The following is a 24,657-nucleotide window of genomic DNA, read 5'->3' as shown; positions in this document are numbered from 1 at the left end:
GATGAAAGTTACCATTACGGATCAGGAAGAAATTACGGTTGTTGAGGTTTCCGGCGATATTGACAGCAAAACGGCGCCCGAATTTGAAAGAAACGCAAAGTTGGCGATGGACAAAAGCAAGCACATTGTGATTGACCTTACCGACGTGGGTTTCATGTCCAGCGCCGGGTTGCGCGTGCTGCTGATGGTTTACCGGAATATCCGGTCCCAGGAAGGCAAAGTGGTGCTGGTGGGCGTTTCGGAGGAGATCCAGGACGTGATGTCGACGACGGGCTTTATCAACTTTTTTACCATTGTTGAAAAACCGGAAGATGGAGTTGCATTCTTAAAACAAGACTAATCCATGGCAACAGACATCAGGATCGATTATTATCCGACGCACGAGCAGCAGGGGATCAAGTTCAGACGCGGACACGTGCTGCCATTTGGCGCAACCATGGTTCCGAACGGGATCAATTTCAGCATTTATTCCAGCGAAGCCATCGACTGTACGCTTGTATTGTTCGAAAGGGGCGAAGCGGAACCGTTTGCCGAGATCCGTTTTCCGGAAGAATTCAGAACGGGCAATGTGTATTCCATGATCGTTTTCGATCTGGACTACGAGCGCCTGGAATATGGTTACCGCATGGACGGCCCTTTCAAGCCCGAAGAAGGTCACCGTTTTGATAAAAGCATTATACTCAGCGATCCCTACGCCAAAGCAATTGGCGGACGGGATTCCTGGTTGGCCAAGCCGAATTGGGATAACATTTACCCGTATCGCTCACGCCTCGTTTTCGAGGATTTCGACTGGGAAAATGACCACCCGCTCGAAACGCCGATTGAGGATCTGGTGATCTATGAAATGCACGTGCGCGGTTTTACGCAGCATCCATCATCCAATGTTAAAAACCCGGGCACATTTGCAGCCATTCGCAGCAAGATCGCTTATCTCAAAGAGCTGGGCATCAACTGCGTAGAGCTTATGCCGATCTACGAGTTTGACGAATGGGAAAACAGCAAGGAAAATCCGGTTACCGGCGGCTTGATCGTCAATTTCTGGGGTTATAGCACGGTTAATTTCTTCTCGCCAAAGGCAGGTTATGCTGCCACGGGGAAGTTTGGGATGCAGGTGGATGAGCTGAAAACGCTCGTAAAAGAACTGCACAAAAACGGCATTGAAGTCATGCTGGACGTGGTTTTCAATCACACAGCAGAAGGCGATCACCGTGGCCACACGATCTCGTTCAGGGGGATTGATAACAAAACCTATTATATGCTGACGCCTGAGGGTTATTATTTCAATTTCTCAGGAACGGGCAACACATTGAATTGCAATAATCCGGTGGTGCGGAACATGGTTCTCGACTGTCTGCGCTATTGGGCAGCCGATTACCACATTGACGGTTTCCGTTTTGACCTCGCCGCCATTCTCGGCCGCGATCAGAACGGAGCGCCATTAAGCAATCCGCCACTTTTGGAATCCCTTGCATACGACCCGATTCTAGCCAAATGCAAGCTCGTAGCCGAAGCCTGGGATGCTGGCGGATTGTATCAGGTCGGTTCATTCCCCGCTTACGGACGCTGGGCAGAATGGAACGGAAAATACCGCGATTCGATCCGCAAGTTCCTGAAAGGCGACGAAGGTTTGGTTGGAGAAATCGCGCAATGCATTCAGGGATGGCCTGATCTGTACTACTATCGCGGCCCGACAGCCAGCATTAATTTCATCGCCTGCCACGACGGTTTCACCCTTTATGACCTCTTTGCTTACAACGAAAAGCACAACGAAGCGAATGGAGAGAACAACAATGATGGTGGTAATGATAACCATTCATGGAATTGTGGGGTAGAAGGTGAGACGGATGATGCGTTTGTTAATCAGCTGCGTCACAAGCAAATAAAGAATGCACTGTCGATTCTGATGGTGAGCCAGGGCGTTCCTATGATCCTGTCGGGCGATGAAGTGGGAGTGACCAAAAATGGGAACAACAACACCTATTGCCACGATAACGAGCTTAACTGGCTGGATTGGAGCCTGATGGAGAAAAATGCGGACATCTTTTATTTTGCGCAACGCATTACAAGATTCCGTCGTGCACACCCGGTACTTAGGAGCAGGACGCATTTCCACCATAGAGATTATGTAGGAAGCGGATTCGCGGACATTACATTCCACGGAACCCAGGCCTGGCAACCCGACTTTTCAAGCAGCAGCCGTTGCATCGCATTCATGCTCGACGGTGCGCACGCCAAAAGCGGAACCATCCAGGACGACTCCATCTACATCGCAATGAACTCACATTACGACGCATTGTACTACGAACTCCCACCACTTCCAAACGGACAAAGCTGGCATCTGGCTGTGAATACGGACATGCCGTCCGGTGAGGACATCTATGACATTGGTAAGGAGCCGAAATTGGAAGATCAAGGGAGGTTTTTGGTAGGGGGGAGAGCGACGGTAATACTGGTCGGGAAGTAACATTAATAAGTATTTTAAAACTCAAAACATTAATCCAAAATGGCTTTTCAAATAGAATCATTAATACAAGACCAGGTGGCTACTTTTACGCTGCATGGCGAGCTGGATTCACTTTCGGCGCGTGTTTTTCAAACAGAAATTGAGAAAATTGCTAACCAACCCATTGATTCATTGGTGCTTGACTTGGAGGATCTTAACTTTATGTCATCCGCAGGACTTCGCGTTTTGATTTACTCAAAACAAAAAATCGGTCCGAAATTATCCATTTACATTGTGAGACCACAGGAGCTGATCGTAGACACGCTTACCAAAACCGGTCTGCAACACAGCGTAACAATCGTTGATCAATATCCAGTTTAACATCTCCTGATAATGGAATCGAAAAGTTTTCCCGGCACTGTTGATTCTCTCGATGCGCTTCGGGAATACATTGGTGAGCTCTCGCAACAGGCTGGTTTGGCGAAAAAACCAACTTACAGCCTTAAACTGGCGGTTGATGAGATCGCTACAAACATCATTTTGTACGGTTATCAGGAACCTGGCATTGAAGCTGACTTTCAGGTTTTAAGCGAGATCAAGGACGACAAACTGGTGGTGATCCTGGAAGACATTGCCGCACCGTTTGACCCGTTGGCGAAAGAGCTGCCCAATGCGCAGGATTTGACGCTTTCGCTGGAAGAACGCGGCATTGGCGGACTGGGTATTTTCCTGACCATCAATGGTGTCGATGAGTTTTCCTATGAATATGCCGATGGAAAAAACCGAAACAAATTTGTAATGAAAATTGCCGCAACCTGAAACATATGGTTGAGAATTCTACTGTTTCCAACCCATTTCCGGGTCTCAGGAGTTATGATTATGAAGATCATGCACTGTTCTTCGGCAGGGACGCGCACATCCGGGAGTTGAAAAACAAACTCCTGGACGGGCGCTTTCTTGCGTTGATCGGGTCGTCGGGAAGTGGGAAATCTTCATTAATTAAGGCAGGGCTCATTCCTTCATTGGAAGAAGGCGACGCGGCGAACAGATGGAAAGTGATCATTTTCAGGCCGGGCGGAAATCCGGTGCGAAACTTCGTCGATGCACTAAAAGCAGCGTTGCGGAGCGATCATCCTGTGTGGGAAAGCCGCGATCCGTTGTTGCTGGAAAAAGAACTCAGCAGTGATCCAAAAGCCGTTTTGACATTGCTTTCGGCCATTAGCGAGCAGAAAATCCTTTTGGTAATAGACCAGTTCGAAGAAATTTTCCGCTATGAACTGTCAGAGGATTTTTCTGGAAAAAGCAGAACCAATGCGTTCGTTCAGTTGCTCCTGACGCTCATCAACCAGCGCGAGCTTCCGGTGCACGCCGTGATCACCATGCGTTCGGATTATCTGGATCATTGCACGGAATTCAACGGACTTACCGAGGTCATTAACAGAGGTTATTATCTTCTTCCCAAAATGAACGCGGAGGAAGTAAAGCAGGTGATCGTCGGTCCCGTCGAATCCGCAGGCGCCAGCATTGAGCCCGAACTCGTTACCGGATTGCTGAAAGAACTTGCCGAAAATCCTGATTTCCTGCCGATTCTGCAACACGCATTAATGCGTACCTGGGACCGCTGGAAATCGACCAAACCATTTTCTTCTCCCGTTTCCCGTGCTGATTATGAGGCCATTGGAACCATGCAGGAATCGATCACGATGCACGCGGAAGAAATTTACACGCAGCGGCTGGACGAAAAACGACGCAATGCGGCAGCCAAACTTTTCAAATCACTCATCGTGCTCGGCCCGAGCGACACTTCCTCGCTGCACCCGACTGTTTTGCGTGAAATCATCCAGATCACCGGCATTCCCGATTATCTGCTGATCGATGTAATTCACGTTTTCAGGGAAAATGGCGTCTCCATCCTGACGCCGAAACCGGGCGTGAAAATTGATCACGACTCCATCATTGATGTTTCGGTTGAAAAGGTTTTAACGTTCTGGGAAAGATGCCGGAAGTGGATCGAGGAAGAACTGGAATCGGCCAAACTTTACAAACAGCTTAGTTATTCCGCCTCACTTTATCAGGAAGGCCGGACAGGACTTTGGGTCAATCCAGAATTGCAGCTAGGACTTAAATGGCTGAAAGAGAGCGAGCCAACATTGGAATGGGCGCAGCGTTACGATCCGTTTTTTGAGCGTGCAACCAATTTTTTAGATTATAGTAAAAAACAATACGAGCTCGAAGTAAGGCAAAAAGAAGACCGCCAGAAACGCGAACTCCGCAAGGCAAGGATCTTCGCTTCTGTGCTCGGGATCAGCTCATTGGTGTCGTTATTGTTCCTGATCGTCGCGCTTGTGTTGCGGACGCAGGCGCAGCAAAGTGAAAAAACAGCACTGGAAAAAGAAAGTCTCGCATTGGAAGAGCGGCAACGCGCAGAGGATCAGACGCGTGAAGCCATTTCTCAAAAGAAAATCGCGGAACAGCAAGGCACATTTGCCGAGCTCCAAAAGACATTAACCGAAGAACAAAAAGGCATTGCGGTAAGGGAGCAGGAAAAAGCCGTGAAAGAAAGCATCGCCGCAAAAATCGCCAAGCAGATCGCCGAAGAGCAGAAAATCCAGGCCGATAATGCCAGAAAGGCAGCCGTAGAATCGCAGAAACAAACAGAAATTCAGAAAGAATACGCGGTAACCGCGCAAAAGGAATCGGATCGCCAGAAAGTGTATGCGCAATCTGCACAGAAAGAAGCCGAAACTTCAAGAAACGATGCATTGAAACAGCGCTCGAAAGCAGTGGCGCGTTTCATTGCAATACAATCATTTCAAATGCCAGCGGGCGACGAGCTGACTGCATTATTGGCTTTGAAAGCGTATGATTTTAACATTAAAAACGGCGGAGAACGCGAAAATCCGGACATTTTCAATGCACTGTCCAAAGCCGCGGGCGCCAAGGCAACATTGATCGCGCACAACGACATTGTACGCGTAGTTGCCGAGCCGCAAGCCGGCAATTCGCTTTTCGCAACGGCTGGCGACGATGGCGTTGTGAGTCTCTGGAATTATCTCACGCCTTCCGTGAAGCCGCTTTTATTCCGCAATCCCAAGCAGACATTCAGGAGCATTCGCTCAATGGCGTTTATGCCCGACGGGAAGTCGTTTTTCACCGGCTCCTCCAATGGCCAGATCGTGCGCTGGGACAACCTTACACCGGGCGCGCCTCCTGCCAAAACCATTATCGGGCACGACGGAATTATTTTTTCGCTGACCGTCAAGAACATTCATAACAAACCTAACCTGATTTCAGTAAGCTCAGCTGGCCAGATCCGGCTTTGGGACGTAAGCGATAAAAAGCTCGACGTGCTCAAAAACATCAATGTCGGCACCGAAATCGCCGCCGTTGAAATGCCCGGTGATGGTCAGTTTATGTTTCTGGCAACCGGAAACGGCAAGCTGTTCCGCATTGACTTAACGAAGCTGGACGCAAAGCCAACCGAATATAAGCTGCCCAATCTGCGCGGCCGCTTGCTTTCCATGACATTCACCCCAGATCAAAAACAGCTGTATTTCGGGACTAGCTCGGGCGTGCTTTATCATGTGAGAATGGCAAATGATGAGCCCGTTCCCAACTCGTTAGCCGGAACGCAGGGAACGCACACGTCCGGGATCACGAGCATTGCATTCGCACCCGACGGAAGTCGCATTGCCACGGCTTGTTATGACTGGAAAATCCGCATTTGGAATGCAAAAGAGGACATTTCAAAACAACAACCGGTGTTACTCAGTGATTTTGATTACTGGGTGATGGACATTCAGTTTACGCACGACGGCAACAAATTGCTCGCTGCCGGAGCGGACAAAACGGTTCGGATCTGGGACATTAACTCCGCCGATCTGTTTGCCGAAGTTTCTAAAAAAGTGAAGAGAGAATTGACCGAGGAAGAGTGGGACCAATACATTGGAAAGGATATTCCTTACGAAAAACTGTCCCGCAACATCAGATAAGCCCATGATGAAAAATTTTACACGCCTTTTTATCCTAATAATTCTTGCTTTTGCGGGTCAAAACGCTTTTGCACAGGAAGATTGCGACGCGTCCGTGATCATTCCCGAAGCGGACAGAAAATACCGGACAGGCAATTTTGACGAGGTTTTTCAAATATTAAACCCTTGTCTCAAAAACAAATTTTCGCCCAATGCGCAAGTCCAGGCATACAAGATCATTGCATTGACTTATCTGGCACTCGACTCGCTTCCGCAGGCTGCGACGGCGGTCAGAAATCTGTTGGTTGCTAATCAGAATTATGAACCCGAATTTTCCGCACTGCCTCAATTCAAAGATCTCGTTGCCCAGCAACGTGATCTCATGGACCGCATTATCCAGATCACATCCGTTTCCAAAAAAGCTGAGAACCTGTTGCAAGTGCCTGCAACTGTGACTGTTTTGACCCAAACTGACATCATCAAACGCGGTTATAAAGATTTGACGCAAATGCTCAACGACATTCCCGGCTTCGACGTGATTCGCGGGAACGGGCCTTCGTATGTGACATTTTACCAGCGCGGTTATCGCTCCACTTCCAACGACCGCACCATTCTGCTCGTGGATGGCGTGGAGGAAAATGACTTGAACTCCGACAACATTCCCATTTCCAGACAATATGCATTGTCCGACATTGAGCGCGTGGAAGTGATCTATGGCCCTGCTTCCACCATGTATGGAGCCAATGCATTTATGGGCGTTATTAACCTCATTACCAAACGTTTCCTGGATCGTGAAATGCCTGAAGGGAAAAAAATGGTCGTTTCTACGAACGGGCAGGTTCGCTATGGATCGCTGAATACAAAACTGGTGGATGGCGTCGTAACGGTTCGCACGAAGGACGTTGCGGTTTCTGTTACATCCCGCTATTTTGCTTCTAACGAGCTGGATTACACCAAATATCCCGAATGGAATTACGATCCCAGAACGGCTGACAATTATCCCACACAGCAAAATATTAAAGGCACCGCCGCCCAGACTTACATTACGAATAATAAACTCACGACGCTTTTTCCAAACAGCGATCTGTATCAGATTGGTTATGATGCCAATGGCGCTGCAAATGCATTAAGTCTGACCGATGCAGGAAAAGCCAGAGCGGCGGAACTGGATAATGCGAATTTGTTTCAGGCCAATGTGAATGGAAATCAGGTTGGTTTTAATGATGATTCCAGAAACTTTTTTATCCGGGCAAAAGTCGAGTTCAAGGATTTTATGATCTCACTCATGAGCTGGAAGACGGACGAAGGCGCGACGCCCTGGTACACCAATCGCTCCCGCATTGTAACGCCCGATGTGTCCCGCTGGGTGGCTAATAACAAGGCTTTTTCTTTGACCTACAATAAATTTATATCGGAGAAGGTCCAGATCATGAACCTAACTTCCTATCGGCTGCACGAGCTGAACGGCGCCACCAACCTGCCCACTTACCGCGGCTATTTCAATGGCAGTTACGGGGTTATCGATTTACTGAATGCGCGCAAACCGACTTACGCCATCCCTTACTGGTATCGCGTTTCCAACCAGCTTCGGAACGAGTTTCGCGTTTTGCTTACGCCTTTGCCCAAGCTGGACATTAACAGCGGCATTGAGATCCGAAACAGCATTATTCAGGCCAATTACATTACATCGCAAGCCGAGAATGCAGATGAAACCGGCCGACCGGATTCCACGCTCGCAGGAGGTGATAACTTCCGGGTTTTTGACATTGGCATCTTCTCACAAGCGACATATAACTGGACCGAAAGCTTGAAAATGGTCCTGGGCGCGAGGCTGGATCACAATCAGATCCGCTCCAATGGCGGTTATGGATTCGTGTTTAACCCGCGTTTGAGTTTGATTTATTCAAAAGGGAAATTTGTATTCAAAGGCATTTATACTGAGGCATTTAAAGATGCTTCCTATCTTCAAAAATACGCCACAAGCCGCGAGCGGCAGCTTAACAATCCAAACTTGCAACCTGAGCGCGTGAAAAATATCGAAGGCAGTGTTTCGGTGCGTTTTAGCAAAGCCATGTCGTTCAATGTGGCGGGTTACATTGCCAATTACAGCAATGCGGTGGGTTTGGCGACGGCCACGCTGCCAGGCGGCGGGACCACGCAGCAGTTCCAGGCATTGGGCAAGCAGCGGATCATGGGCTTGCAGTCCGAAGCCAGATATGACATCAAAAACCTGAATGTATGGGGCAACTTTACTTACAGCAAGCCGCGTGACCTGAGCAAAGTGGAAGGTCAGAAAATTCCGGTAAGCGACATTGCGCCCTGGTCTGCCAACCTTGGAGCGGTTTATGAGCCCGTTAAAAACCTGAGCATCAGCGTCACCAACAACTACATCAGTGCGCGCAAATCCGGCGTTGGAACCTCCGGAAGCAGCAATCCGATCACCCGTTTCGAGCCGATTTATTTGCTGAATTCAACATTGACTTATCATAACATCCTGAATATGTTGAGCTTACAGGTTCAGGTTTCCAATGTGTTGAACCACGAATATTTTGTGCCGGGCATTCGTGCAGCCGAGGGCGTAACGTCAGCGTCTCGTTATCCGCAGGAAGGCCGTGTTTTTTCAATCGGGCTGCTTTTTGACACAAACAGAAAATAGACTTTACGCTTCCAAATGGAATTAGTGCATATAAAACCCCCTCGCTTAATGGAAACAAGGTTTGAAATCAGAAATTCGGAGTTCCTGCTTGTGAAGCTGGATTATCCCGAACGGCTGGATGAAATGGGGGCGCTCAGGGTGTTGGCTTGGAAAGATGAGCAGGGCATAAGCCAGGATTTTTTCTCGCATAAAGCCTGGCTCGACGACGAAGATCTGCTGGCGCATCATTGGGTAATCCTGCATAATAAGGAAATTGTGGCCGCCGCAAGAATGAGCTTTCACAACGATTACAGCTCCATTCCGCACGCCGATCTGTTCGACGGAACTGTTTTACAAAACTTTGGAAATGGCCCATATGCATCGTTAAACAGACTTGTGGTTGCGCCGAAATATCGTGGAAATGGATTTTCAACATTGCTTGACGAAGCGCGAATCCATTACGCAGCAACGCACGGCATTAAGGTGATCATTGCGCAGCCCGTTGCCTCTCGCATCAAACCGCTGGAAGATCTCGGCTTCCTGTATATAGGGAAAATAAAGCCCTTGTATCAAATGCCCGAGCGGCAAATCTATTTCATGATCAAGGAATTGGGAGATTAATTTGTGAAAAAAATCAAGGACATATCGCGGATGCTCAACATCAGAAAGGACGAGGAAAGCCTCGTGAGCCTGCTGATGGCCTATTCCTTTTTTATGGGCGGCGCAACTGCATTGTTCTACACCGCGGTGGCTTCCTCATTTCTGGTCAGTTTCGATCGGTTGATGTTGCCGCAGGTTTACGTGGTCGGCGGCGTGTTTGTGTATTTGATGGGACTGGTTTTGACGCGCATCCAGAAGCGCATTGCATTCGATCGGCTGGGCGAAAATGCATTGCTTTTTCTAATCGTTTCCATCGCATTTTTCCTCATAACCTATCATTTGACGGGCAGTAAATGGGTGTTTTTCTTCCTCTTTATCTGGAACCGGATTTTTGTTTTGGTCAATGGCGTCACGTTTTGGGCGGTGGTTGTGAAGCTCTTCAACTTCCAACAGTCCAAGAGATTATCCTCGCTGATCAACAGCGGCGAAGTTTTTTCGTCTGTGATCATGTATCTGGCAGTTCCTGCATTGGTCAAGGTTTTGCCAATCGATTCACTGTTAATCGTGGCCGTTGGTTTTCTCATCGTCTGCGCCGTTTTGCTGAGAAAGATCCATAAGCTGCATGTCACAGCAGAGCACACGCGGATTGAGATCAAAAACAAAGTTTCCGACAATGTGGTCGCCGAAGCTGTTGATCCAAAATATTATCGAAATATCTTCCTACTGGCCCTTTTGCCCGTTTTTGCATTGTTTTATGTTGAATATATTTTCTTCACCGAGTCGCGCAGCGTTTTTCCCAATAAAGAATCACTGGCCAGTTTTCTCGGATTTTTCTTCGGGATCAGCGCCATTCTTGAATTTTTTATCAAGACATTCCTATATAACAAGTTAATCAGTAAATACGGGTTAAAGCTTGGCATTCTGATCCTGCCATTGAGCCTCGTTTTCAGCTTTGCGGTTTCGGTCATTTATGGTCTGGGATACGACACGGCGGCGATCTTTTTTGCCTGCATTGCGCTTTCGCGCTTTTTCATGAGTGCGATCAGAAAAGCGATTGCCGAACCGGCTTACCAGGTTCTGTATCAACCCATTCAGGCGCGTTTGAGGCTCAACATTCAAGGCCGGATCGAAGGCCGGGCCAAGGCAATGGGCGGTTTGGTGGCTGGTATTTTGCTTTTTGCGCTGGTCAATATTTCGAAGTTCGACGCATTGCCGCTTGCCATTTTGTTCCTGGTTGTGGCGGTTTGCTGGACGTTCGTAGCATTTGTTGGAGAGAATTCTTACAAAAAAATGGTGCGTGACAAGGTTTTCCAGTTTCCTGCAAAATCGGGCAAAAAGCAGTCTTACATTCCCGCTCAAACTGCTTCGGAAAAGCCTTTCGATCAGCTTATTAACCAGATTTTTTCTCCGAAAGAAACAGACCGCATTGAGGCTGCGCTGGGTCTTGGCGGGTCAAATCGTTTTTTGACTTACAAATATCTGATCCCGCTTTTGCAGGACCCAAACAAAAAGGTGCGCGAAGCAGCGATTTACACAGCAGGCGAACTGAAAAGGCCGGAATTGTGGCCGTTTTTAATGGAGCAAATGGAGATCGACCGTTATTATTCCGTGGCATTTGATGCGCTGGTAAAATCGGGCGCGCCGTTGTTGAAATACATTGAAAAGTCGTTTTTAAGCAACAATGATAACCGTTACAGACAGCTGCATCTGCTTAAAATTGTGGAGCAGATTGGTGGCCCGGAAGCGATCCGGTTCCTGCGCAGAAACCTCGAAAATCCAAACCGATTTGTGAAGGACAAAGTGCTGGAAGCATTGCGAAACCTGCGTTACACTTGCAACAGCACGGAGCAAACTTTCATGCTTAACGAACTCGACGAGCATTTGAAAACATTCGCCTGGCTGCTTGCTGTTCAACATGATCTTTCGGAAGAATATGAGCCCGAAACGCAGCTGATGCTGAACATTGAGCGGGAAAAAATGCGGATCATGCGGAAAGCATTCATTGTGCTGGAAGCTGTTTATGGTTCGCGATTCCACGCCGTGACATTGCTAAAAAGTGATCAGGCCACGGATGCAAAAGATTATCTCACAGAGATTTGCGACCTGTTATTGCCCGAAAACATTAAAAATAAAGTCCTGCCTTATCTCGACAGCGACTCCCTGGACGAAATGCGGCGCCGTTACGCGGAAATCTATCCGCTTGCCACGCTTTCTGTTGAGGAGCGCTTGATCGACATTATTAACAAGGATTACACACGGATTTCGCGCTGGACCAAGGCGGTTGCGATCCGGGAACTGCTTCATTTTCAGGCGGATATCGTCACGCCGGTTTTGGTTGCCAATGCGGTTTCCAAATCCAAAGTCATTTCACAAACTGCTTTTTACATTCTCCGGATCGTGAATCCTGCGCGTTTCCGGTCGTTAATGGATGTCATGACGCGGGATAATGATGCCTTCCATCTCGAAATCATGAAGCCGCTCGAATGGCTCGCGACCGAGGAAGATCTGCTCATTTCCAAGCTCCGTCGCCTGCGCGAAACGCATGCGTTGGGCGGTTTGCTGAGCGGTGAATTGCAAAAAATCCTGCTCACTTCGGCGTATTTTCAGGAGGAGAGCGGCGACGTGATTGACCTGCGAAAGCACCTGAGCGACGGTGACGTGTCGATTCTGGTGACTTATGGAAAACTGTTTTTCTCAAAGATCGGGGCGCTGGAAGCAGGGAACATCCGTGATGTGAGCGAGTTGACCAAAATGGGTGTGGTGATGATCCCTAATGTGTTGGAAGACAGTGAGTTTTATATTATCGAGAATTTTTTATTGAAAGATCTTAATATCAGGCAAAATGTGGAGGAAAGCGCTGAGGTGCATTAATTTATTGATCATACTTGTCTTTTTGGCTGGTTTAAAACCGCTTCTGGCGCAGCAGATCAATGCGGCCAAACCGGAGATGGGCAGGCCGTTATCGGGCTTTTACCAGTCGTCGGATTATCATGCGCATGCCCAGAATTTTGCCATCACGCAGGAAAAGTCGGGTGTAATGTATTTTGCCAATTTCGCGGGTGTGCTGGAATATGACGGGGTTTCCTGGAAAACGATCCAAACAACGAATGTGACCCGCGTTTCCGCGCTCGTAACGGACGTGAAAGACCGTGTGCTTGTGGGAGCGAATGGGGAGTTTGGTTATTTGGGCAAGGACGCATTTGGCGCGCAACAGTTTGTAAATCTGTCAGCCAAGCTCAAAGAAAAATTTACGCAAGTCATTCAAATCATTCCGACAAAAGCGGGCGCGTGGTTTGTGACCGATCAGATTAACTTTTTTTGGAACGGCTCGAAAGTCACGGCATTTAAACATAACCTGAAAATTCAGGCAGCATTTCCTTTCAGAGATGGGATGCTTGTTTATGCCAAAAACAGCGGAATGATGCTGGTTAACGGCAATCAAATCTCTAAAATAGTCCAAAACGACAATGTGCCAGCATTGCTGGACCTCTCTTCTGTTGTGCAGCTCGGCGATGGATCAGCACTTTTGGTAACAACAAGTCAAGGCATTTTTAGATTAAAAAACAACCGCATTGAAGTCATTGGAGGAAATGCAAATCCGGTTTTAATTCGAAATCAGGCCACTTATGCGGCAAAATTACAGGATGGAGCGGTCGTGATAAGCATGGCGACGGGCGGAATGCTGGTGGTGAATGCGGATGGCGATGTGCAATATCCGGTTTACGCCGGTCCTGATTTGGAAGAAAGTCAGGTTGCGGCGATGTTCACGGACCGCGAGCACAACTTGTGGCTTGCGCTTAATGACGGCATTGCGCGATTTGATCTGCCTTCGCCAATCTCGATTTTTGGCAATGAAGACGGTTTAAAAGGCTCCATTACAGCAATCAGGCGTTTTCAAGGGCGGATTGTAGTGGGCACATTGTATGGGTTATATTATATTGAAAACAACAAAATCGTTCATGTCGAAGGCTTTTCGGGAAGTGTGCTCGGCTTTGATGAGGCGAATGGTGCGCTTTACATTGCTTCAAACAAAGGGCTTTTTCAATGGGCAAAAGGCGCGGGCGTTTCCAAAATAACGGCAAATTTTTCGCTGAGCGTAACGGCCGCTAAGTCTGGAAATGAATTGTATGTAGGCATGCAGGACGGTTTGGCCAAATTGACTCGCGCCGGAAATGGCTGGCGTCCGGAGCATGTGGGAGCCGTGACTGAGCAGATTGTCGGTGTTACTGAATTTCCAGCGGGCACTTTCTGGCTCGAAACGCTTTCGAATGGAATTTTGAAATTGGATGGGAAATCAGGGAATGTGAAACGCTTTTCTGCGGCGCAAGGCATTTCGAGCCCGTTGTATAACAAGCTCGCTTTGTATGAAAACAAATTAATGGTTTCTAATAAGGACGGACTTTTTGAATATCAGCCACAATCCGATCATTTCGCACGCGCCAAATGGTTGCACGCGGAAAAAACCTGGTTTGACCGCGTCCAAGGCGACAACAAAGGCAATGTGTGGACGACGCGTGGCGATAAAAAATCGGCGTCGTTTTTCAAAAAACTGCCTTCCGGTAAATTTGAACTTGTGGAAACGCCATTGCTTCCCATCGCCGAGATTCCTTTTCAGGTTATTTTCCCGGCTGACAACGGCAATGCATGGCTCGGCGGCGACCAGGGGCTTTACAGGCTCGACATGCAGGTGCCCGATCGCTACGTTTACGAATATCCGGTGCTGCTCAGAACCGTTGCGACGCAGGACAGTTTGCTGGCATTTACCCAAAACGGAACGATCAAAAAAACACTCAGCCACCGGCAGAACAATTTGATATTTGAATTTGCATTGCCCAGCTATCACAGCAACCAACAAGCTCATTATCAATATCTTCTTGAAAATTATGATAAAGAATGGTCCGACTGGGGCGCATTGACACGCAAGGAATACAGCGGTTTGCCGTCGGGAAGTTACGTTTTCAAAGTGCGCTCGAAAGATGTTTATAACCATGTTTCCAAAGAGACCACATTGGCATTCAAGATCCGGGTGCCCTGGTTCAGGCAATGGTATATGATCATTTTGTACGCGATTTTGTTTGCGGTGATGATCTATTATGTGGTCCGGTGGCGGTTAAGGCGCATTTTGAGAGAAAAACAGGAACTGGAAACGCTGATCCGCGAGCGAACGGAAGAGGTTGTAAATCAGAAAGAAGAGCTGGAATTTCAGTCAGAGGAATTGTCGGCGACGAATGATCAGCTGGAACGGATTGATGAATTTGTAAAGTCGATTAATAGTGAAGTTAACACAGGAAGGCTGTTTCAGCTGGTTTTGAACAAGCTTTGTGAATTTCAGAATGTGAATGGTGCGTCTGCGCTGGTTTACAACAAAGCCACTGATAACTACCAGTTTATAGCGCTTGCTGGCTCCGTCGGCAATGCGAATGTGGAGGATGTGAGGCTGACTTCACAGCAAGCGGAGCAACGTTACGTGGAAAATGGGGAGGAAATTCTGGAAGATATTTTCCTTAAAAATGATTTCCGAAATCAAAATGCAAATCAATCCATCGATGCGCTTTTTTCACCCAAGTCGCTGATAACGATTCTGATCCGTGTGGAGGGCGATGTGAAAAGTTACATTACACTTGAAAATACGGATCGCGAGAATGCATTCGGTGAGCGCGATTTCAGCATGGTGAAAAACCTGAAAGAGCATTTAATTGGTGCTTACATTAAAACCAACATTCTTGAAAACCTTGAAAACACATTGTCCAACCTCAAATCGACTCAGGAAGAATTGATCCGACAGGAGCGGTTGGCGTCCGTGGGCAGCCTTACAAAGGGAATTGTGGACAGGATTTTGAACCCGCTGAACTACATTAACAACTTCTCGCAATCGTCGGGGAAACTTTTGAAGGAAATCACGGAGGTGACTGACAAACACCAGGATGGGTTGACGGAAGACGAAAAGGACGACCTGGATAGCGGTTTTGAAATGCTGCAAAAAAACCTGGAAAAAATTTACGAACACGGCAACAGCACGACGCGGATTGTGAAGGATATGCAGAAGTTGCTGAAAGGAAAATCGGCCGATTTTATCGTCACGGAGCTCAACCCGTTCCTCGATGCAAAGGCCAAATCGGCAATTCAGGAAGTGTTGAATGAGTATAAAAATGCATCTGTGAAGCTGGAAATGGCATTATATCCAAATCCCGTCAAAGTGAGTCTGCTTCCGTATGAGTTTGCGCAGGTGATCATGAATGTGATCAGCAATGCATGTTATGCGCTGCTGGAAAAGGGCAGGATTGACAAAACATTTGAGCCGCAAGTGCTGATTTCGTCAAAACCGGTGGCTGGCGGGATCTGCATTATTATCCGCGATAATGGCAAAGGCATTCCAGCCAAGGAGCAGGAGCAGCTTTTCAACCCGTTTTTTACGACAAAACCTACGTCGAAAGGGACGGGGCTGGGATTGTATATGAGCAAGGACATCATTGAATATCATAAGGGGCGCATGTCGGTAAATTCATTGGAAGGGGTGTTTACTGAGATTGAAATTTTCCTCCCGGTTGTCGCTTAATGCTGTAAATTTTAAATAACCATGACTATGGGGGCCGGAACAACGGAACACGACATTGAATTATATCAGCAGAAGATCGTTGAGCTCAACAGGCTCGCCGAGATAGGACAACTGAGCGCGGGGATTTTGCATGAAATCAAGAATCCGGTGAGTTTTGTCAATAACTTTTCACGGCTTTCGCAGGCGCTGGTGGAAGAGATTCGGGACATTTGCCGAAAACCACTTTCCGACATAAACGACGCGGACCTGGCTGACGAGAAGGACCTGCTCGAAACACTGTCCCAGAATCTGGTCAAGATCAACGAAAACGGCAAACGCATTGAGCGGATCATTCAGGGAATGCTCGCACAAACGCGCTCGGATGCGGCCGTTCTCGAACCGACTGATCTCAATCAACTGCTCGAAGAATACAGCAAGCTCGCTTACCAGGGCGTGCGGGCGGACGACAGCACATTCAATGTCACGCTGAAATATCATCTCGATCCGCATGCGGGGAATGTGCCTTTGGCGAAAGGGGAGTTTGGCCGGGTGGTCGTAAATCTGGTCAATAATGCGTGCTATGCCGTGAATGAAAAGCGGAAACAGCAGCCGGACGGTTATGAACCTGTCATTGAAATCAGCACAAGCAAACTGGATCAGCAAGTTGAAATCAGCATCTGCGACAATGGAATCGGCATTCCGGAAGACATTGTTGCGAAGCTCTTTCAACCGTTTTTCACGACAAAACCACAGGGAAAAGGAACGGGATTGGGCCTCTCGCTCACTTATACGAGCATTACGGACACGCACAAAGGAAGCATTGATGTGACTTCTGTTTTGGGTGAAAAAACGGAGTTTCGGATTGTGATTCCGGGTTTGGGAGTTTAGAGTTTATGAGTTAGGAGTTTATGAGTTTATAGTTAACTGGATATCAATTTTTAAAAAATATAAAATAATGGCTATCAGGATATTAAGTGTGGATGATGAGCAGGATATGGAGATGTTGATTCTTCAATTGTTCCGCAAGCAGATCCGGGATAAAAAGTATGAATTTGTGTTTGCCAATAACGGGATTGAGGCATTGGAGCGGCTGGAAGAATCTGACGACATTGCGCTGATCCTCTCCGACATCAACATGCCGGGCATGGACGGGCTCACGTTTCTTTCCAAAGTGAATGAGAAACAAAATCCATTGCTGAAATCGATTATGGTGTCCGCTTATGGTGACATGGACAACATTCGCACGGCTATGAACCGGGGCGCATTTGATTTTGTGACAAAGCCGGTCAATTTCGAAGATCTGGAAATTACGATTTCAAAAACGGTGGAACACATTGAAATGCTAACCAGTCTCGAAAAAGGCCGTGAACAGCTCATTGCCATTCAGAACGATTTGAGCGTGGCAAAGGAAATCCAGATGTCAATGTTGCCCAAAACGGTTCCGGCGAACATTGGCAAAGCGGGCGTGGATCTGCATGCATTCATTCATCCTGCAAAGGTCGTAGGCGGTGATTTGTATGATTATTTCATGATGGATTCCGAGCATTTGTTTTTCATGATCGGCGACGTTTCAGACAAAGGCGTGCCTGCAGCATTATTTATGGCGATCAGCAAGGCTATTTTTAAAAGCCAGTTTTCAAACCGAAACGGCGATTCAATTACGCAAAAAGTAAAGATCGTAAATGAATTTTTGAGTGAAGACAATTCGTCTTATATGTTCGTAACGGCCTTCGTTTGCATTTTAAATGTAAAAACAGGCGTCGTAGAATATGTGGATGCCGGCCACGAACCGCCCGTTATCATCCGCGCCGATGGTGAAACGGAACTGGTCAAAAAGGAAGGCGGCATGGCCCTATGCTTTGACCCAACATTCGAATTCGAATCCCGCACGCTCACATTGAACCCGGGCGACAAATTTGTACTCTACACAGACGGCGTAACCGATGCTAACAATCTCGCAGGAGCCCGTTACGGCCTGCATTACTTACAAGATTTCTTCACCACAGGCGACGGTTCCGCCAAAGAAACTGCTAAGGAAATGAACGAAGCAACATTGGAAAGTCTGATAGACTTCATCGGACCAGCAACGCAGTTTGATGATATCACCATGTTGTCGCTGAGATATTTACCCGGGTGATTTTTTTAAAAATTATCAAAGGCGTTACCATCACCATTTAATTACGTCTAAATGTAAACCATAGCAAATAAGAAGGGTTTCTCGTTGGGACCCTTTTTCAGTTTTTATGAACTTTACATTTTATTTAGACGAGTGCGGTGATCAGGGATTGATGAGGATTGATGCCGGTTTTCCTGTTTTTGTTTTGTGCGGCATTTTATTTGACGACCGTCACTACGCTGCCTTTTGTGAATCCATTGATGCTTGCAAGAACGATTTCTTCGGACATTTAAATGTTATTCTACATTCTCGTGACATTAGGAAGTGCGAAAAGGAATTTTGCATTTTGCTGAATGACGCTGTGAAACGCAGGTTTTACAAAAATATAAATGCTATCATCAGTGAAAACCCGTACAGCATTATAACAGCGGCAATTGATAAGGTAGCATATTCCTCAAAATACGCATCGGCTGGGCCAGATCCCTATGACATTGCGCTGTCTTTTGTCATTGAGCGAATGGTGTTTTTGCTCGAAAGTTTGAAGTTGAAAACAAAAAAGGTGCTGATTGTGATTGAGAAGCGCGGGAAAAAAGAGGACCGAAAACTAGCGGAGCACTTTGAGATCATCCGAAGTAAAGGAACCTATTACGTGTCCAAAGCAAGAATGGGCAATTGCAATATCGAAATTGAATTTAGAGACAAAAAAGAGAATGTTGCAGGGCTTCAACTGGCAGATTTAATTGCATATCCAATTGCCCGACGGGTAATTGATTCTAGTGCGGAGAATGCGGCCTTCGAGATTTTGCAAAATAAAATTTACCAAAAAAACGGAAAGCAATACGGATTAAAAATATTCCCTTAAAAACAAAAGAGCTTAACAGAAAACTGTTAAACTCTTTTGCCGACCGGGGAAACCCCAATCCCATGACAAATGTAATTGTTTTTACTTAAAAGCAAAATTCTTGAGATAGTTTTCAATACAACCCTGCAACAGGCTGGTGCCTTATTAGCGCCAGCTTGTAATTTTCTTGGTCGCGGCGTTGCAGCTCGGACCAGCAGAGGGAGTCGAGGACTGATTTGGGTAGGGTGGCGCGGGGGATGTATTGTTCGTTTTCGTATTCTTCGACAAATTCAGTGAAGATCTCGGTTAGCTGGATGATGGCTTCTGCTGATGATTTTTCGCGGCGCTTGACAAGCTTCACTTCACTATTTTGCAATGCGCCGTTGGCCTCGGTTGCAAAACGGCCAAATCCTGACACATCGCTGGTAATGATGGGCGTTCCTTGCAAAACGGTTTCCATGGGCGCGTAACCCCAGGGTTCGTAAAGCGACGGGAAAACGCCGAGGTGACAGCCTCTCACGAATTCGAGATAATCCATTGAAAATAACGAAGTCGCGCGCTCGATAAAATCGGGATGATAAACAACCTTTACACGATCTTCGGCGCGGTTATGCAATTCGGCTTGCTGACAAAATTCAAGAATTTCATCGCGACCAATCAGCTGATGCATCGTGATTGGAGGCAGGCCATTGCGCTTGAAATTTGCCAAAGCTTGTCGCCAGGTTACGCGTAATTCATCGTCGATGAGCTTATTGAGGTCAGGCAATCTGTGTCCGGCTGAGCCGGTTACATTGGCGTAAATTCTAGGGCCAAGCTTTGTGCTGATCCTTTTGCAAATTTTTTCCAGCTCCTGAAAACGCTGTCTGGCTTCTAAAACATCAGGTTTTACATGATGATAAGGCTCCTTCGAAATCACAAAAAGCACGATTGTAATGTCTGCGTTGCGTTGAACGAGCGCTTCGTTGAGTCTGGCAATGGCTTGCAGCGTGATATCAAAGCCTTTGTTACAAAATTCGAACCGACCAGAGGTGAAAAAATAAAGTGTTTTTTCAGTTTTGATCTGATAACTGGGTGAAAAAAGTGCTTTGACAAATGCATCAATCTTGTTCCGATTTATCAAATGTTGTTCAAAAACCTCATGACCAACGCCCGGCTTGCGATGAATGCCGCTATGAACGATGCTGTCGGGCATTCGGCCGAGGAAAACTTCACACTCCGCGGCCGTTTGCAGACTGTTCGTTGTCAGCACATTAGCATATTTTGCAGCATTCCGTTCAATCATCGCTTGCACTTCAATGCCATATTCGCGAGCCTTCTCTTGCCAAGAAAATGAATGTAATCTCGCAAAATAATTGGGCTCATTCGGTGCCAAATAGCGGCCCAGCAACGTGGCGTGTGTGGTGAAAACCGTTGCAATGCGAACACGCTGACGGACCAATTCCGGCAGCGCGGAGGCCGACATCCACTCATGATAATGCACGATAACGTCTTGATTCACACTCATTTCCTCCGTCAAGCGAGTAAGAAGCAATTGTGCGACTTCGCCGAAGCCAATCACTTGATCCAGTAAGGGTTCACTGTTGATTGTTGAAATTTGATAATGTTGCCACAATGTCGTTTTTGCATGATCTAACAACGCTTTTGATATACTCGGATTGATCAAAATAACCTTTGGCCGCGCCTCTTCAAGCAGCCAGTAACCGAAATGGATTTCAATGCCGAGACTTCGGATATAGGTGATGGATTTAGAGAGCGGTGACTCGTCGAGCTCGCAGATCGGCCTGAAGTCCAACTTTGCTTTTTCGGGAATGTAAGGTCCGATGAGAAAATAATTGTCGCCGTAAGTGTCCGTCATCGTGGGCACTTTGGACCTGATGTATGTAAATATCCCTCCAATCTGGTTACAGACTTCCCAGGCAATCTCAAATAGAAGCGTGTCCGGTTTCAAAATGATAGAGGGTAAGTAGGATATTTCAATTAAAATTAATTACATAAACAAGTTGCAAGTGATTTGAATGTGCTAACAAGAAAAATCAGATGGTAAAACCGCTAAAACGCCTGGTGAGCCGTTTCGTCGAAGAAAAAGCTTTCCGCCAAATCCAGTAATTGCACTATCTTAGGTTCCTGAAATCTCACTTCCTAAACCTAAATGCAAAATTTAAAACCCGCCTCACTGCGCCTCGACTCGATCGATATTTTTCGGGCCGTCACCATGTTAATCATGATTTTTGTCAACGATTTCTGGACGCTGAAAGGCGTTCCCGAATGGATGGAACACAGCAAAGGACCCGACGATGCAATGGGCCTTTCCGATGTCGTATTCCCCGTTTTCCTGTTCATTGTCGGCCTGTCCATTCCTTTTGCCATCGCCAACCGGCGGTCGAAAGGGGATAGCAACGCAACCATTCTCTTTCACATTGCCGAGCGGACGTTTGCCTTGCTTTTAATGGGCATTTTTATCGTTAATCTGGAAAATGCTGCGAGCTCGGCGATGGTGGTCAGCAAATACATTTGGGAGATCGGGATGGTCGTTGCTTTTTTCCTGATTTGGAATGTGTATCCTGCTAACCCGGATAAAAAGCCACTTTTCATAGGATTAAAAGCTTTGGGTTATTTGCTGCTCATTGGTCTGGCATACATTTACAGAGGCGGTGACGCTGCGAATCCTTCGGGCATGGAAACGCATTGGTATGGCATCCTCGGTCTGATCGGCTGGGCGTATCTGCTGTGCGCGCTCGTTTATTTTTTCGCCAAAGACAGCATTGCACTAAATGTAATTGGGTGGTTGTTTTTCATCCTGTTTAACGCCGCCGAATTTGCCGGAATGCTTTCATTTTTAGATCCGGTCAAAGAATATGTGTGGATTGTAGGAAGCGGATCGATGCCGGCTTTCACCATGGGCGGCGTTGTTGCATCGGTCACTTACAGACTTTACAGCAAAAAAAACGGCATCACGACCACTTATTTATTGATATTAGCGATTCTCGGCGTGGTTTGTCTGGCCTATGGTTTTGGCGTCCGGCCGTTTTGGGGAATCTCCAAGATCAGGGCAACGCCGGCCTGGGTTGGGATTTGTAGCGGAATTGCGTTCATCGCTTTTGCATTCCTGTTTTGGCTGGTTGATTTAAAAAAGATAAAAAGCTGGGCATCAGTCATTAAACCTGCCGGAACGGCGACATTAACCTGCTATCTCGTGCCTTACATCTGGTATGCCGTTCTGGCGCTTGTCAATTTCAGTTTACCCGAATTTCTACGAACCGGCATTGTCGGTTTAGCGAAGTCTTTTTGCTTCGCATTGCTTGTGATCTTCGTAACCGGATTGTTAAACCGCATTGGCATAAGACTCAAGATTTGAGAAATGGGTGTCAAGTGAGACCTCAAAAATCATATTTTTGCATTCAAACGAACCTCAAAACCACTTCATCGGTTTTGAGGTATAATCCATACAAAACGCATAAGATAATGCTCAAAACCGTGCCCTTTGATCAATTGTCGGCTTATAAAAAGCTGAAAACGCATCACAAAACCATATCTCAGAAACATCTGAAATCGTTTTTTGAAGAAGATGCTGACCGCCATAAGAAATTCTCCATCCGGTTTGGCGACATTCTGCTGGATTATTCCAAAAACCGCATAACAACCCGCACACGCGCTTATTTGGTGCAGCTTGCCGAAGAGGCAGGACTAGCGGACGCCATTGAGCAGATGTTTACGGGTGAGAAAATCAATGCGACGGAGGGACGTTCAGTGTTGCACGTTGCATTGCGTAACCGTTCAAACGAACCGATTTTGTCGGATGGAAAAGACGTGATGCCGGATGTAAATGCTGTTTTAGCCAAGATGAAGGACTTTTCTGGAAAGGTTAGGTCGGGAAGCTGGAAGGGTTTTTCTGGAAAAGAGATCACGGATATTGTGAACATCGGAATTGGAGGAAGCGATTTGGGTCCGGTGATGGTTACGGAAGCATTGAAAGCTTACGGGAAAGCAGGGCTTAATGTGCATTTTGTGTCAAATGTTGATGGCACGCACATCGCGGAAACCATTAAGTCTCTGAATCCTGAAACGACGCTTTTTATGATCGCGTCAAAAACTTTTACAACACAGGAAACCATGACCAATGCGCACAGCGCGCGTTCATGGTTTTTGGAAAAAGCGGTTGACAAAGAGCACGTTAAAAAGCATTTTGTAGCGATTTCGACCAATCAGTCGGAAGTTGAGAAGTTTGGCATTGATCCTGAAAACATGTTTGGTTTCTGGGATTGGGTTGGAGGTCGTTATTCATTGTGGTCCGCAATTGGACTTTCAATTGCATGTTTTGTAGGATTCCAAAACTTTGAACAGCTGTTGGCCGGTGCGCACGAAATGGACAAACATTTCCGCACAACGAAATTCGAAAGGAATATGCCGGTTATTCTCGCGCTTCTCGGTGTTTGGTATAACGATTTCTTCGACGCGCAAACACAGGCCATTTTGCCTTATGACCAATATATGCACCGTTTTGCAGCTTATTTCCAGCAAGGCGATATGGAAAGCAATGGTAAAAGCACAGGACGGGATGGGCAGCCGGTTAATTATCAAACGGGACCAGTGATTTGGGGCGAGCCGGGAACGAACGGTCAGCATGCATTTTACCAGTTAATTCACCAGGGAACGAAGCTTATCCCTTGCGATTTCATCGCGCCTGCGGTGAGCCACAATCCACTCGGCGAACATCACAAAATGCTGTTATCAAACTTTTTTGCACAAACCGAAGCCTTGATGAATGGCAAAACGGATGAGGAAGTTCGTGCCGAATTAGTCGCTGCAAAGAAGTCAAAAGAGGAGATAGAATTTCTAACACCGTTCAAAGTGTTCTCCGGCAATCGTCCTACGAATTCTATTTTGGTCAAAAAAATCACTCCAAAGACGCTAGGGAGCCTTATTGCCATGTATGAGCATAAGATTTTTGTGCAAGGCATTATCTGGAATATTTTCAGCTTTGACCAATGGGGCGTTGAGCTTGGCAAGCAGCTTGCCAACAAAATTTATCCTGAACTTCAAAATGACTGGCCGGTAACGAACCACGACAGTTCGACCAACGGCCTGATCAATCAATACAAGCGTTGGCGATAGCGATCGATCACGAGCAACTTGAAAGCGAAGCCGATTAACACACCAACAGCATCTGCCACCGCGTCCCACCAATCAAATGTGCGGTCAAAGGGCAGGAGCTGTTGGTAAAATTCCAATCCCAGCCCATAAGCCATCCCAAGCAGCACGAATAGTGCTGCTTTTTGCGGATAAGCGAGCATCCAGAGAATTGTCCAGACGGTGAACAGACTTGAATGGACAAATTTGTCAAAACCTACAACGGGTGCAGCGGGAATATCCTTTCCAGGCCAGGTGCAAGCAACCAAAATAAGGAATGTCCAGAACCAGGCGATCCACGGCTTGTTGGATAATGCTTGAATGATGCTTTTGAAGGTGTTTGAAATCATAATGGCCGCAGCTTGTTTTTGCAAAAATAATGCGTTTAC

Annotated in this window: 16 protein-coding genes; 14 read left to right on the top strand and 2 right to left on the bottom strand. The window is 46.9% G+C overall.

All coding sequences use genetic code 11. From position 1 onward, the window contains the following. Position 1: 1 nt before the first annotated feature. From LZG73_RS24990 to LZG73_RS24935, 12 genes are all read left to right on the top strand, one after another. The gene (locus tag LZG73_RS24990) at positions 2-340 is read left to right on the top strand and encodes an STAS domain-containing protein (RefSeq protein WP_233855504.1); all 339 of its coding nucleotides are present in this window, start codon (positions 2-4) and stop codon (positions 338-340) included. A gap of 3 nt (positions 341-343) precedes the next feature. Continuing rightward, positions 344-2,464, top strand: a complete 2,121-nt coding sequence (gene glgX, locus LZG73_RS24985; protein ID WP_233855502.1) for a glycogen debranching protein GlgX — start codon at positions 344-346, stop codon at positions 2,462-2,464. Positions 2,465-2,503: 39 nt separating this feature from the next. Further along, positions 2,504-2,824 (top strand): STAS domain-containing protein, encoded by a 321-nt coding sequence (locus tag LZG73_RS24980; RefSeq protein ID WP_233855500.1) that lies wholly within the window; start codon positions 2,504-2,506, stop codon positions 2,822-2,824. 12 nt (positions 2,825-2,836) lie between these two features. After that, positions 2,837-3,262 (top strand): ATP-binding protein, encoded by a 426-nt coding sequence (locus LZG73_RS24975; protein ID WP_233855498.1) that lies wholly within the window; start codon positions 2,837-2,839, stop codon positions 3,260-3,262. A 5-nt stretch (positions 3,263-3,267) separates the two neighbouring features. Further along, positions 3,268-6,435: a hypothetical protein gene (locus LZG73_RS24970; protein WP_233855495.1), complete on the top strand. Its 3,168-nt coding sequence runs from the start codon at positions 3,268-3,270 to the stop codon at positions 6,433-6,435. A 4-nt stretch (positions 6,436-6,439) separates the two neighbouring features. Then, positions 6,440-9,070: a TonB-dependent siderophore receptor gene (locus LZG73_RS24965; RefSeq protein ID WP_233855493.1), complete on the top strand. Its 2,631-nt coding sequence runs from the start codon at positions 6,440-6,442 to the stop codon at positions 9,068-9,070. A 48-nt stretch (positions 9,071-9,118) separates the two neighbouring features. Continuing rightward, positions 9,119-9,670: a GNAT family N-acetyltransferase gene (locus LZG73_RS24960; protein WP_233855491.1), complete on the top strand. Its 552-nt coding sequence runs from the start codon at positions 9,119-9,121 to the stop codon at positions 9,668-9,670. 3 nt (positions 9,671-9,673) lie between these two features. Continuing rightward, positions 9,674-12,520 (top strand): HEAT repeat domain-containing protein, encoded by a 2,847-nt coding sequence (locus tag LZG73_RS25605; RefSeq protein ID WP_233855489.1) that lies wholly within the window; start codon positions 9,674-9,676, stop codon positions 12,518-12,520. Continuing rightward, positions 12,492-16,205 carry an ATP-binding protein gene (locus LZG73_RS24950; protein WP_233855487.1) on the top strand — a complete coding sequence of 1,238 codons (3,714 nt, stop codon included), beginning with the start codon at positions 12,492-12,494 and terminating at the stop codon, positions 16,203-16,205. The genes LZG73_RS25605 and LZG73_RS24950 overlap by 29 nt, the downstream gene beginning before the upstream one ends. Before the next feature lie 21 nt (positions 16,206-16,226). After that, entirely contained in the window at positions 16,227-17,072 is an 846-nt protein-coding gene (locus tag LZG73_RS24945; protein WP_233855485.1) for a sensor histidine kinase, read from the top strand. Positions 17,073-17,139: 67 nt separating this feature from the next. Next, positions 17,140-18,321: a PP2C family protein-serine/threonine phosphatase gene (locus LZG73_RS24940; RefSeq protein WP_233855482.1), complete on the top strand. Its 1,182-nt coding sequence runs from the start codon at positions 17,140-17,142 to the stop codon at positions 18,319-18,321. A 106-nt stretch (positions 18,322-18,427) separates the two neighbouring features. Then, complete coding sequence (locus LZG73_RS24935) at positions 18,428-19,162, top strand: DUF3800 domain-containing protein (protein ID WP_233855479.1); 735 nt, start codon at positions 18,428-18,430, stop codon at positions 19,160-19,162. A gap of 112 nt (positions 19,163-19,274) precedes the next feature. Here LZG73_RS24935 and LZG73_RS24930 read toward each other — a convergent pair whose 3' ends face one another. Further along, positions 19,275-21,089 (bottom strand): glycosyltransferase, encoded by a 1,815-nt coding sequence (locus LZG73_RS24930; protein WP_233855477.1) that lies wholly within the window; start codon positions 21,087-21,089, stop codon positions 19,275-19,277. A 201-nt stretch (positions 21,090-21,290) separates the two neighbouring features. Here LZG73_RS24930 and LZG73_RS24925 point away from each other — a divergent pair, with 201 nt between their 5' ends. Then, a complete protein-coding gene (locus LZG73_RS24925; RefSeq protein WP_233855475.1) occupies positions 21,291-22,496 on the top strand; it encodes a DUF5009 domain-containing protein in 1,206 nt (401 codons plus the stop codon). A 107-nt stretch (positions 22,497-22,603) separates the two neighbouring features. Further along, positions 22,604-24,253 carry a glucose-6-phosphate isomerase gene (gene pgi, locus LZG73_RS24920; RefSeq protein WP_233855473.1) on the top strand — a complete coding sequence of 550 codons (1,650 nt, stop codon included), beginning with the start codon at positions 22,604-22,606 and terminating at the stop codon, positions 24,251-24,253. Here pgi and LZG73_RS24915 read toward each other — a convergent pair. After that, positions 24,232-24,618 (bottom strand): VanZ family protein, encoded by a 387-nt coding sequence (locus LZG73_RS24915; RefSeq protein ID WP_233855471.1) that lies wholly within the window; start codon positions 24,616-24,618, stop codon positions 24,232-24,234. The two genes, pgi and LZG73_RS24915, sit on opposite strands and share 22 nt — an antisense overlap. Positions 24,619-24,657: the final 39 nt, after the last annotated feature.

Source organism: Dyadobacter sp. CY326 (assembly GCF_021390515.1).
Classification (GTDB): domain Bacteria; phylum Bacteroidota; class Bacteroidia; order Cytophagales; family Spirosomataceae; genus Dyadobacter.
This window is presented reverse-complemented; position numbering and strand designations above follow the sequence as displayed.

What these genes read in the sequence shown, in the direction of transcription:
- LZG73_RS24915 (WP_233855471.1), bottom strand. Translation starts at nt 24,618, where the DNA reads ATGATTTCAAACACCTTCAAAAGCATCATTCAAGCATTATCCAACAAG.
- LZG73_RS24980 (WP_233855500.1), top strand. Translation starts at nt 2,504, where the DNA reads ATGGCTTTTCAAATAGAATCATTAATACAAGACCAGGTGGCTACTTTT.
- glgX (WP_233855502.1), top strand. Translation starts at nt 344, where the DNA reads ATGGCAACAGACATCAGGATCGATTATTATCCGACGCACGAGCAGCAG.
- LZG73_RS24990 (WP_233855504.1), top strand. Translation starts at nt 2, where the DNA reads ATGAAAGTTACCATTACGGATCAGGAAGAAATTACGGTTGTTGAGGTT.
- LZG73_RS24940 (WP_233855482.1), top strand. Translation starts at nt 17,140, where the DNA reads ATGGCTATCAGGATATTAAGTGTGGATGATGAGCAGGATATGGAGATG.
- LZG73_RS24970 (WP_233855495.1), top strand. Translation starts at nt 3,268, where the DNA reads ATGGTTGAGAATTCTACTGTTTCCAACCCATTTCCGGGTCTCAGGAGT.
- LZG73_RS24925 (WP_233855475.1), top strand. Translation starts at nt 21,291, where the DNA reads ATGCAAAATTTAAAACCCGCCTCACTGCGCCTCGACTCGATCGATATT.
- LZG73_RS24975 (WP_233855498.1), top strand. Translation starts at nt 2,837, where the DNA reads ATGGAATCGAAAAGTTTTCCCGGCACTGTTGATTCTCTCGATGCGCTT.
- pgi (WP_233855473.1), top strand. Translation starts at nt 22,604, where the DNA reads ATGCTCAAAACCGTGCCCTTTGATCAATTGTCGGCTTATAAAAAGCTG.
- LZG73_RS24965 (WP_233855493.1), top strand. Translation starts at nt 6,440, where the DNA reads ATGATGAAAAATTTTACACGCCTTTTTATCCTAATAATTCTTGCTTTT.
- LZG73_RS24945 (WP_233855485.1), top strand. Translation starts at nt 16,227, where the DNA reads ATGACTATGGGGGCCGGAACAACGGAACACGACATTGAATTATATCAG.
- LZG73_RS24950 (WP_233855487.1), top strand. Translation starts at nt 12,492, where the DNA reads ATGTGGAGGAAAGCGCTGAGGTGCATTAATTTATTGATCATACTTGTC.
- LZG73_RS24960 (WP_233855491.1), top strand. Translation starts at nt 9,119, where the DNA reads ATGGAAACAAGGTTTGAAATCAGAAATTCGGAGTTCCTGCTTGTGAAG.
- LZG73_RS24935 (WP_233855479.1), top strand. Translation starts at nt 18,428, where the DNA reads ATGAACTTTACATTTTATTTAGACGAGTGCGGTGATCAGGGATTGATG.